Here is a 10,660-nt window from a genome sequence, read left to right on the forward strand (position 1 = left end):
GTTCAGGACACTGACCGCGGCGGAGCGGCCCGCCTCCTGTGCTGTCAGGAGGCCGTCGTTCACCGCCTCGGTCACCGCGAACAGCATCTGTTCGTGCACGTACGCCAGCGCCGCCGCGGGCAGCGGTGAGCTGAAGGCGCCCTCGTCCATGCCGCGCTGGAGCAGTTCGGCGCAGGACTCGCGGACCGGGGCGAGGCGGTCGCGGATGCCCTGCACGGTGACCGTGCGCTGGGCCAGCGCGACCAGCAGGCGGTAGCGGTCGGCGATCTCCCAGACGGCGAGCACGGACCGGGCCACCGCCTCCGCCGGGTCGTCGACTCCCTCCCGGCCCGCCGCGTGGGCGGCGGCCAGCGACTCCACCGCGCCGTCGACGAGCGTGCCGATCAGCGCCTCGCGGCTCGGGAAGTGCCCGTACACCGTCCGCCGTACGACCCCCGCGGCGCGCGCGATCTGGTCCATGGAGGCGTCGGGGTCGCGCAGCAGCTCGGCGAGGGCGACGTCGAGGATGCGGCGCCGGTTGGCGTCGGCGCGGCTGGTGTTACCCGTGGTCATGGCAGCCATTCTGCCCTCCCTCCGCAGAGTTGCACAGCACTGTGCAACGACGTACATTGCACATGGTTGTGCAATTGCACGCCGCTGTGCAAGTCCCGTGCTGCGAGGAAGGCGACCCCTGCCCATGCGACTCGTCATGACCGAACCGGTCGAAAGGATGGACCGGCCTTACGCCCGGCGCTGGTGGGCACTGCTCGTGCTCTGCCTGAGCCTGCTGATCATCGTGATGGCCAACACCGCCCTCACGGTCGCGGCACCGGACATGACCAGCGACCTCGGCCTGTCCGGCGCCGACCTCCAGTGGGTGATCGACGGCTACACCGTCCCGTATGCCGCGCTGATGCTGCTGCTCGGCGCGATCGGCGACAAGTACAGCCGCCGGGGAGCGCTCCTCCTCGGACTCGTCGTGTTCGGCTGCGGTGCGGTCTCCGGCTACCTCGCCGACAGCCCCACGGCCGTCATCACCGCCCGTGCCGTGATGGGCGTCGGCGCCGCGCTGATCATGCCCGCCACCCTCTCCCTGCTCGCCGCGACCTTCCCGCGCGCCGAACGGGCCAAGGCCATCACCCTGTGGACCGCGACGGCGGGGCTCGCCATCGCCGCCGGGCCGGTGGTCGCGGGCGCGCTGCTGAAGGACCACGGCTGGTCGTCCACGTTCCTGATCAACGTGCCCGTCGCCGTCGTCGCGATCGTCGGCGCCCTCGTCCTCGTACCGCCGTCCAAGGCCGGTCACCACGGCCGGATCGACTACGTCGGCGGACTGCTGTCGGTGATCTGGACCGGCTCGCTGATCTACATGATCATCGAGGGTCCGCACTTCGGCTGGGGCGTCAAGGCGGTGACGGCCGCGGTGGTCGCCGGCGTGGGTCTGCTCGCCTTCGTCGCCTGGGAGCTGCGCCACCCCCGCCCGATCCTCGACGTACGCCGCTTCGCGCACCGCCGGTTCGCGGGCTCCAACCTCGCCGTGGCCCTCTTCTTCCTGGCCGTCTTCGGCGCCTTCTACTACCTCACCCAGCACCTTCAGTTCGTCCTCGGCTACGACGCCCTCGGCACCGGCGTACGCATGCTGCCGCTCGCCGGTGCCGTGTTCGCCGGCTCGGCGCTCACCGGCTGGCTGACCCCGCGCGTCGGCATGAAGTGGACGGTCACCGCAGGCATGGTCGGCGGCACGGCGGCGCTGGCGCTGCTGACGCGGGTGGACGCGTCCTCGACGTACGGTGACTTCGTCGCGCCCCTGATCATCCTCGGCCTGGCCATCGGTCTCGCGCTCTCGCCCTGCACGGACGCGATCATGGGTGCCTTCCCGGAGTCGGAGCTGGGCGTCGGCGGCGCGGTGAACGACACCTCCCTCGAACTCGGCGGCTCGCTCGGCATCGCGATCCTCGGCTCGCTGCTGTCCACCTCGTACGCCGACCACCTCACCGACGCCACCACGGGCAGCAAGCCCCCGGCGAGCGCCCTGGACACCGCGCAGGACTCGGTCGGCGCCGGGTACGCGGTCGCCCAGGGCATCGGAGACAAGGCCCGGCAGGCCGCCGCGCAGGCCGCGCAGGCCGGCGACCCGCAGCAAGCCGCCCAGCTCAAGCAGCAGGCCGCCCAGCTCACCTCCGGCGCACGGCAGATGGCCGACGCGGTCGGGTCCTCCTTCTCCGACGCCGTCGCCCACACCAGCCTGGTCGGCGCGGTGATCCTGGGCGTCGGCACGCTGCTGGTGGCGGTGCTGCTGCCGCGCCGGGAGACCCCGGCGGTGACGGAGGAACCCGAGCAGGAGAAGGAGCTGGTGGACCAGGCGGCGCGCTGACCGGCCCCTCCCGGCCGCCTGTCGCCCGCATCCACTAACGTGCCGTGTCCGGACCGACCGGAGCGGCACGTTGGTGTGTTCGCAGGCAGTGCACGTACGTATGGAGGCACGGGGGAATGAAGATCGACTGGGACCGGCGGACCTGCGCCCGCAAGGGCCATGTGACGTACGCGCCGGACGACCCGCGGCTGCGGGTGCGGCTGCACGCCCAGACCGCGCTCGGGGACGTCTGGCGCTGTCTGCGCTGCGGGGACTTCGTGCTCGGCGAGCCGCACGGCACGGGACCGGCCGCCGACGCCCCGCTGGTACCGCGCGGAAAGGTCCTGCGGGACCTGTTCATCCTCCGCTTCCTGGCGATCGAGCGGGCCGTGCGCGGGGTGTTCATCGTGCTGGTCGCGGTGGCGGTGTGGAAGTTCAGTAACAGCCAGGACGCGGTACGCCGGCTCTTCAACGAGAACCTGAACGTCTTCCGCCCGGTCTTCCGGCACTTCCACTACGACCTCGATCACTCGCCGGTCGTCGGGTCCGTCCAGAAGGCCTTCGGCTACCGGCACAACACGCTGCTGCTGGTCGCGGCCCTGCTGCTGGCCTACGCGCTGATCGAGCTGATCGAGGCGGTCGGCCTGTGGTACGCCAAGCGCTGGGCGGAGTACCTGACGGTGGTCGCCACCGCCGCCTTCCTCCCGCTGGAGATCTACGAACTGACCGAGAAGGTCAGCTACCTGAAGATCGCCACCCTGGTCCTCAACATCCTCGCCGTCCTCTACATCGCCCTCGCCAAGCGCCTGTTCGGCCTCCGCGGCGGCCGGAAGGCCTTCGACGAGGAACGGCACAGCGCCTCGCTGATGGAGGTGGAGGAGTCGGCCGGCGTCGCGGTCTAGAACGTTTCGGCCCCGTCCCGGCTCACCCCTGAGAAGCCGCCGAGCGGACTCCGGGGCAGTGACGCCAGGCCCGGTTCGGCGCAGAGCCGGAGTTCCTCCACCGCACATCCGCGCTGCCGCCGCCGCAGTGAGGGGCTTGCCTTGACGTCGGCGTCAAGGCCTACGGTCGCAGGTATGCGAATCGGCGAACTGGCCGCACGGGCCGGGACCACCACGCGCACGCTGCGGTACTACGAGGCGCGCGGGCTGCTGCCCGCGCGTCGCGACGACCTCGGGCACCGCACCTATGACGAGCACGACCTGCGGCTGCTCACGCAGATCCGGACGCTCCAGGACTTCGGGTTCGACCTGGAGGAGACACGCCCGTTCGTGGAGTGCCTCAAGGCCGGTCACCCGGAGGGCGACTCGTGCCCGGCGTCGCTGGCGGTCTACCGGCGCAAGCTGGCCGAGCTCGACGACCTCCTCGGCGAGCTGACAGCGGTCCGGGCGAAGGTCGCCGGGCAGCTGACGCGGGCCGAGCGGGCCATGGGCGAGCTGGCCGCCGAGGCGCTGGTTCCGGGGGCTCCGGAACCCGGGTGCGAACTGGGAGGGCGGATACGGTGACCAAGGTGAGTGGCCTGGACGAGGTGACGGACGCGGATTTCGAGGCGGAGGTGATCGGCGCCGAACTCCCCGTACTCGTGCAGTTCACGGCCGACTGGTGCGGACCCTGCCGGCAGCTGGCGCCGGTGCTGAAGGACATCGCTTTCGAGGAGGGTGACCGGCTGAGGATCGTCCAGCTGGACGTCGACCGGAATCCGCAGACCACGATCGCGTACGGCGTGCTGTCGACGCCGACCCTGATGGTCTTCCGGGGCGGCGAGCCGGTGAAGTCGATGGTGGGCGCGCGGCCGAAGCGCAGGCTCCTGGAGGAGCTGTCCGACGTGCTGTAACCCGGGCCCGGCCCAAGAAGAAATCCCCCGAGCAATTGCGCTCGGGGGATTTCTTTGCGTATATTCAATGGTTCGCGACTTCAGTTCAATGAGATCGCGAAGAAGTTCAGTGAGCACAGTATATCCGGGCGGGAGCGGAATTGTCAAACACCGAATTTCCAGACGATGAATTGCGCCATGAGCAGGAATTCATCGACGGACTGTACGCGCGCGTGGACGCCCTGCGCGGCGACGCGGAGACCTCCGTCATGGACGCCCTCGCCCAGGGCGACAAGCCCAGGCAGGCCCGGCTGGAGCGGGACATCCTGGTCGCCGAGCGTTCGGGGCTGCTCGCCGCGCTGAACGCGGTGGAGGGCTCACTCTGCTTCGGCCGCATCGACCTGACCTCAGGGATCAAACACCACATCGGCCGCATCGGGCTGCGCCGCGACGACACTGAGCGAACCCCGGTCCTCATCGACTGGCGGGCCGACGTCGCCCGCCCGTTCTACCTGGCCACCGGTCACACCCCGATGGGCCTGCGCCGGCGCCGGCACATCGCCACCGACGGGCGCCGGGTCACCTCCCTGCACGACGAGATCCTCGACCTCGGTGACGCCACCCGCACCGGCCACGAGGACCCGACCGGCGACGCCGTGCTGCTGGCCGCGCTCAACTCCGCCCGCACCGGCCGGATGAGCGACATCGTGCAGACCATCCAGGCCGAGCAGGACGAGATCATCCGGGCCCCGTACCGCGGGGTGCTGGTGGTCGAGGGCGGCCCCGGCACCGGCAAGACGGCCGTCGCCCTCCACCGGGCCGCCTACCTCCTCTACGAGTACCGGGAGCTGCTGGCCCGGCGCGCCGTCCTGATCGTCGGCCCCAACCCCGCCTTCCTCGGCTACATCGGCGAGGTGCTGCCCTCCCTCGGCGAGACCGGTGTGCTGCTGGCGACGGTCGGCGAGCTGTTCCCCGGCGTGAAGGCGACGGCGACCGACACGCCCGAGGCGGCCGCAGTGAAGGGCCGCACCGACATGGCCGACGTGCTCGCCGCCGTCGTACGCGACCGGCAGGCGCTGCCCGACCCGGTGATCGCCATCGAGCACGACCGCGAGGTGCTGATGCTCGACGACGGCCTGGTGAACGTCGCCCGCGAGCGCACCCGGGCCGCCAAACTGCCGCACAACGCGGCCCGCGAGCACTTCGAGGGGCACATCCTCAACGCGCTCACCGAGCTGTACGCCGAGCGCGTGGGCACCGACCCGTACGACGGCAGCAGCCTGCTGGACGCCTCCGACATCACCCAGATCCGCGACGAGCTCGCCGAGAACCCCGAGGTCTGGTCCGCCATCGACCAGCTGTGGCCGCGGCTGGCCCCGCGCCGGCTGCTCGCCGACTTCCTCGCCGAGCCCGACGGATACGTGTCCCAGGCCGACGCCGACGCCATCCGGCGGCCGGTGACCCGGGCCTGGACGGTGGCGGACGTACCGCTTCTCGACGAGGCGGCCGAACTCCTCGGCGAGGACGACCGGGTGGCCCGGGCCCGCGCCGAGCGCGAGCGGGAGACCCAGATCGCCTACGCACAGGGCGTACTGGACGTCTCCTACGCCTCCCGGACCTACGAGTTCGAGGACAAGGAGGACAGCGACCCGGAGTCCTCGGAGGTGCTGTCCGCGCACGACATCATCGACGCCGAGCGATTCGCCGAGCGGCACGAGGAGGATGACGTCCGCAGCGCCGCCGAACGCGCGGCGGCCGACCGGACCTGGGCGTTCGGGCACATCATCGTCGACGAGGCGCAGGAGCTGTCCCCGATGGCGTGGCGGCTGCTGATGCGGCGCAGCCCGACCCGCTCGATGACGCTCGTCGGCGACCCGGCGCAGACCGCGGAGGCGGCGGGCGTCGGCTCCTGGGCGGAGATCCTCGAGCCGTACGTCGAGGACCGCTGGGAGCACACCCGGCTCGGCGTCAACTACCGCACCCCGTCCGAGATCATGGACGTCGCGGCGGCCGTGGTCCGCGCCGAGAACCCGGATTTCACCCCGCCGAGCTCCGTCCGCTCGACCGGGGTACGGCCCTGGGTGCGGCACGTGGTGGACGACCTCCCCGGCGCCGTGGAGAAGGCCGTCTCCGAACTGACCCCCACGGAGGGCCGGCTGGCGGTGATCGCCCCCCGCGACCTGCACCGCCGCCTCGCGGCACGGCTCGACGGCGTCACGGCGGGCGCGGAGCCCGACCTGACGCGGACCGTCGTCCTGCTGGACCCGCGCCAGGCGAAGGGACTGGAATTCGACTCCGTCCTGGTGGTCGAGCCGGGCGACTACGGCACGAGTGACCTGTACGTGGCCCTGACCCGGGCCACCCAGCGGCTCGGGGTGCTGCACACGGGCGACCTGCCCGAGGGACTCAAGCAGGCCGCAGCCACACCGTAGCCAGCGGGGGCAGGGTCAGCCGGATGCTCGCGGGGCGGCCGTGCCAGGCGGTCGCCTCCGGCTTGACCGGGTCGGGGTTGGTGACGTCGCCGCCGCCGTAGCGGGCCGCGTCGGTGTTGAGGACCTCGTGCCAGGCGGGGACGTCGTCGGGGACGCCGAGGCGGTACTCGTGGCGGACGACGGGGGCGAAGTGGGACACCGCCAGCAGCGGACTGCCCTCGGCGTCGTACCGGAGGAAGGCCACGACGTTGTCGTCGGCCGCGTCCCCGACGATCCACTGGAAGCCCGACGGGTCGGTGTCGCGCTGCCAGAGGGCGGGGGCGTGGCGGTACACCGCGTTGAGGTCGCGGACCAGGTCGCGCACGCCCCGGTGGTCGGACTCGGCCCCGTAGGCCGGGTCGAGCAGCCACCAGTCGGGGCCGTGCGCCTCGGACCACTCGGCGCCCTGGGCGAACTCCTGGCCCATGAACAGCAACTGCTTGCCGGGGTGGGACCACATGAAGCCCAGATAGGCGCGGTGGCCGGCGCGCTGCTGCCACCAGTCGCCCGGCATCTTCGACACCAGCGACCGCTTGCCGTGCACCACCTCGTCGTGGGAGATGGGCAGGACGTAGTTCTCGCTGTAGGCGTACACCATCGAGAAGGTCATCTCGTGGTGGTGGTACTTGCGGTGCACCGGCTCGTGGCTCATGTACTCCAGCGAGTCGTGCATCCAGCCCATGTTCCACTTCAGCCCGAAGCCGAGCCCGCCGAAGCCGCTCGGGCCCTTGTGGTGCGTGGGCCGCGTGACACCGTCCCAGGCGGTCGACTCCTCGGCGACGGTCACCACGCCCGGGCACCGCCGGTACACGGTGGCGTTCATCTCCTGGAGGAACGCCACCGCGTCCAGGTTCTCCCGGCCGCCGTGCTCGTTCGGCGTCCACTGGCCCGGCTCGCGCGAGTAGTCGAGGTAGAGCATGGAGGCGACGGCGTCCACGCGCAGGCCGTCTATGTGGAACTCCTCGCACCAGTACACGGCGTTGGCGACCAGGAAGTTGCGCACCTCGCGGCGGCCGAAGTCGAACTCGAGCGTGCCCCAGTCGGGATGCGCGGCACGCAGCGGGTCGGAGTGCTCGTACAGCGGCCGGCCGTCGAACTCCGCCAGCGCCCAGTCGTCGCGCGGGAAGTGCGCGGGCACCCAGTCCATCAGCACGCCGATGCCCGCCTGGTGCAGCTTGTCCACCAGGTGTTTGAAGTCGTCGGGGGTGCCCAGGCGGGCCGTGGGCGCGTAGAAGCCGGTGACCTGGTAGCCCCAGGAGCCGCCGAAGGGGTGCTCGGCGACCGGCATCAGCTCGACATGGGTGAACCCCAGGTCCTTGACGTAGGCGGGGAGTTGCTCGGCGAGCTGGCGGTAGGTGAGACCCGGCCGCCAGGACGGCAGGTGGACCTCGTACACCGAGAACGGCGCCTCGTGCACCGGTGTGTCCGCGCGCCGGGCCAGCCACTCCTCGTCGCCCCACTCGTGGCGCGAGGCCGTCACGATGGACGACGTGGCGGGCGGCACCTCGGTGCGCCGGGCCATCGGGTCGGCGCGCAGGGTACGGGAGCCGTCAGGGCGGGTGATCTCGAACTTGTACAGCTCGCCCTCGCCGAGGTCCGGCACGAACAGCTCCCACACCCCGGAGGAGCCGAGCGAGCGCATCGGATGGCCGGTGCCGTCGAAGAAGTTGAAGCTCCCCGCCACCCGCACGCCCAGCGCGTTCGGCGCCCACACCGCGAACCGGGTGCCCGTCACCCCCTGGTGGGTCGTGGGGTGCGCGCCGAGCGCCTGCCACAGCTGCTCGTGCCGGCCCTCGCCGATCAGATGCAGGTCCAGGTCGCCGAGCGTGGGCAGGAAGCCGTAGGCGTCCGCGGTCTCGTGGACGTTGCCCTCGTACGACACCAGCAGCCGGTACGCCGGGACCTCGCGCAGCGGGAGCAGCCCGGAGAAGAAGCCGTCGCCGTCGTCGTGCAGTTCGGCCCGCAGCTCGGCGGAGACGACGGTGACGGCCCGCGCGTACGGGCGGAAGGCCCGGAAGGCGATCCCGCCGGGCACCGGGTGCGCGCCCAGCACCGCGTGCGGGTCGTGATGGGTGCCGCGCAGCAGCCGCTCGCGGTCACCGGCGTCGACGGCGGGGGAGACGGCGACCTCCCCCTCGGGCGCGGGGGCGGGAGCCGGCACGGAAGCGGGCGCGGTCTCGATCTCCGGCGGCTTGGCCTGCGCGGGCGCCTTCTTCTTGGCTGACTTGCTCTTGGCGGACTTGTGCTTGTCGGGCGCTGACTTCTTGGACGTCACGGACGCGTCTCCCGGGCGAGGGTCAGGTCAGGTCGGACGTGGCGAGGCGGTGGACCGCCGAGAGGGGTACGGGGAGCCAGTCGGGTCGGTGCCGGGCCTCGTAGACGACCTCGTAGATCGCCTTGTCCGTCTCGTAGGCGCGCAGCAGTACGGGATCGGTGCGCGGGTCGGTGCCCGCGACCTCGGTGTAACCGGAACAGTAGGCGGCCCGGCAGGCCGTCGCCCAGTCCTGCGCCGGAGGACCGACGGAATGAGCCGCGTAGTCGAAGGAGCGGAGCATTCCGGCGATGTCCCGCACGGACGGCTGCGGCATGCGCCGCTCGGCCAGCGGCCGGGCCGGTTCGCCCTCGAAGTCGATCAGCGACCACTGCCCGGACGGCGAGCGCAGGCACTGGCCGAGGTGCAGGTCGCCGTGGATGCGCTGGGCGGTCCAGGTGCGGCCCTCGGCGGCCAGGCCGGCCAGCGCCTCGAAGGCCGAGCGCAGCCCGGTCTCGTACGGCCCGAGTGCGGGCACCGCCTGCACGGCGGCCGTCAGGCGCTCCACCATGCCGTCGACGAGGACCCGCAGCTGGCTGTGGCCCAGGGTGACGGTGGGCAGGGCGCGGGCGAGCGCGGTGTGCACCTCGGCGGTGGCCCGGCCGAGCGCCCGCGCTTCGGCGGTGAAGTCCTCAACTTTGGCGAGCTCGCGCAGCGCCAGCTCCCAGCCGTCGCTCGCGCCCCGCACGAACGGCTGGAGCACGCCCAGTACGTAGGAGCCGCCGTCCAGCTCGGCGTGCAGCCATGCCGTCGGCGCGGGCACCCGGGCGCAGCCCTGCCGGGCCAGGGCGAGGGGTATCTCCAGGTCGGGATTGACGCCGGGCACGACCCGGCGCAGCAGCTTGAGAATGAACGTATCTCCATAGACCACCGAGGTGTTGGACTGCTCGGCGGTCATCAGCCGGGCCACGAGCCCTTCGCGGATCTCCTGGCGCGGGTCCCGTTCGAAACGGAGCCCGCCGATGCGGGCCTGGGAGCGCAGTGCCTCCAGGATCACCTCGGCGGGCCGGGTGTCGTACAGGGCGTCGTACACCGTGTGTCCGGCGAGCGGACCTTCCTCCACGTGTCCGATCAGCGCGGGCGCCAGCCGGGGCGGCAACGCCTCGCGCACGCCTATGAGGAGCTGGTAGCAGTCGCCGGGGTGGGGCGGGGAGCCGAGCGCGGCCGGCTGATGGGCCTGGACCAGCAGGTGGTAGAGCCCGAGCCGGGTGTCGGCGGGCAGCAGTTCGGTGGCCGCGACCGGTGTGAAACCGGTGACCGGGCGTCCCTTGCCCGCGAACCAGCGCTGCCTCGGCAGCCACTCGCGCAGCAGTGGATCGAGCGACGCGAGGATCTGGCCGGGACTTGTGGTGGTGCCGGATGGGGTGACCGTTTCCGCCATGGCGTCGCGTCCTTTCCCCGGTGCGTCGGGGTGATTACTTCTGCGTGCCCCGGGTGCGGCGGCGGAAACCGCCCCACCCGGGCTTCTGTGAGCCTTCCTGCTCCTACGCGCCTTCCCTGCGCAGCCGGAACCAGTAGAAGCCGTGGCCCGCGAGGGTCAGCAGGTACGGCAGTTCACCGACCGCCGGGAAGCGGACGCCGCCGAACAGCTCGACGGGGTGCCGTCCGTTGAAGCGGCTGAGGTCGAGCTCGGTGGGCTGCGCGAACCGGGAGAAGTTGTGCACGCAGAGGACCAGGTCGTCCTCGTACTCCCTGAGGAAGGCGATCACCGCGGGGTTGGAGGACGGTAGTTC

General features: G+C 71.7%; 9 protein-coding genes. 5 read left to right on the forward strand and 4 right to left on the reverse strand.

Annotated elements, in window-relative coordinates:
• On the reverse strand, window positions 1-561 hold a 561-nt coding region (locus ACWGJM_RS48490; protein ID WP_453418189.1), incomplete at its 3' end, for a TetR/AcrR family transcriptional regulator.
• 115 nt (window positions 562-676) lie between these two features.
• Here ACWGJM_RS48490 and ACWGJM_RS48495 point away from each other — a divergent pair.
• The 5 genes from ACWGJM_RS48495 to ACWGJM_RS48515 all read left to right on the forward strand — a co-directional run bounded on the left by ACWGJM_RS48495 (window position 677) and on the right by ACWGJM_RS48515 (window position 6,577).
• Entirely contained in the window at window positions 677-2,353 is a 1,677-nt protein-coding gene (locus ACWGJM_RS48495) for an MFS transporter (protein WP_453418190.1), read from the forward strand.
• A 116-nt stretch (window positions 2,354-2,469) separates the two neighbouring features.
• Complete coding sequence (locus ACWGJM_RS48500) at window positions 2,470-3,234, forward strand: DUF2127 domain-containing protein (RefSeq protein WP_453418191.1); 765 nt, start codon at window positions 2,470-2,472, stop codon at window positions 3,232-3,234.
• 174 nt (window positions 3,235-3,408) lie between these two features.
• On the forward strand, window positions 3,409-3,837 hold the full coding sequence (locus ACWGJM_RS48505; RefSeq protein ID WP_453418192.1) for a MerR family transcriptional regulator: 429 nt from the start codon (window positions 3,409-3,411) through the stop codon (window positions 3,835-3,837).
• Complete coding sequence (locus ACWGJM_RS48510; RefSeq protein WP_453418193.1) at window positions 3,834-4,166, forward strand: thioredoxin family protein; 333 nt, start codon at window positions 3,834-3,836, stop codon at window positions 4,164-4,166. Before ACWGJM_RS48505 ends, ACWGJM_RS48510 begins: the two co-directional genes overlap by 4 nt.
• A 170-nt stretch (window positions 4,167-4,336) precedes the next feature.
• Window positions 4,337-6,577, forward strand: a complete 2,241-nt coding sequence (locus tag ACWGJM_RS48515; protein ID WP_453418194.1) for a HelD family protein — start codon at window positions 4,337-4,339, stop codon at window positions 6,575-6,577.
• On the opposite strand, the gene glgB is transcribed toward ACWGJM_RS48515, so the two are convergent.
• The 3 genes from glgB to ACWGJM_RS48530 form a co-directional block, all read right to left on the reverse strand.
• Window positions 6,552-8,891, reverse strand: a complete 2,340-nt coding sequence (glgB, locus tag ACWGJM_RS48520) for a 1,4-alpha-glucan branching enzyme (protein WP_453418195.1) — start codon at window positions 8,889-8,891, stop codon at window positions 6,552-6,554. The genes ACWGJM_RS48515 and glgB overlap by 26 nt on opposite strands.
• Window positions 8,892-8,913: 22 nt before the next feature.
• A complete protein-coding gene (locus ACWGJM_RS48525; RefSeq protein WP_453418196.1) occupies window positions 8,914-10,308 on the reverse strand; it encodes a maltokinase N-terminal cap-like domain-containing protein in 1,395 nt (464 codons plus the stop codon).
• Between the two features lie 103 nt (window positions 10,309-10,411).
• The coding region (locus ACWGJM_RS48530) for an alpha-glucosidase C-terminal domain-containing protein (RefSeq protein WP_453418197.1) at window positions 10,412-10,660 on the reverse strand (249 nt) is incomplete at its 5' end.

The sequence above is a fragment of the Streptomyces sp. NPDC054834 genome (assembly GCF_053611185.1).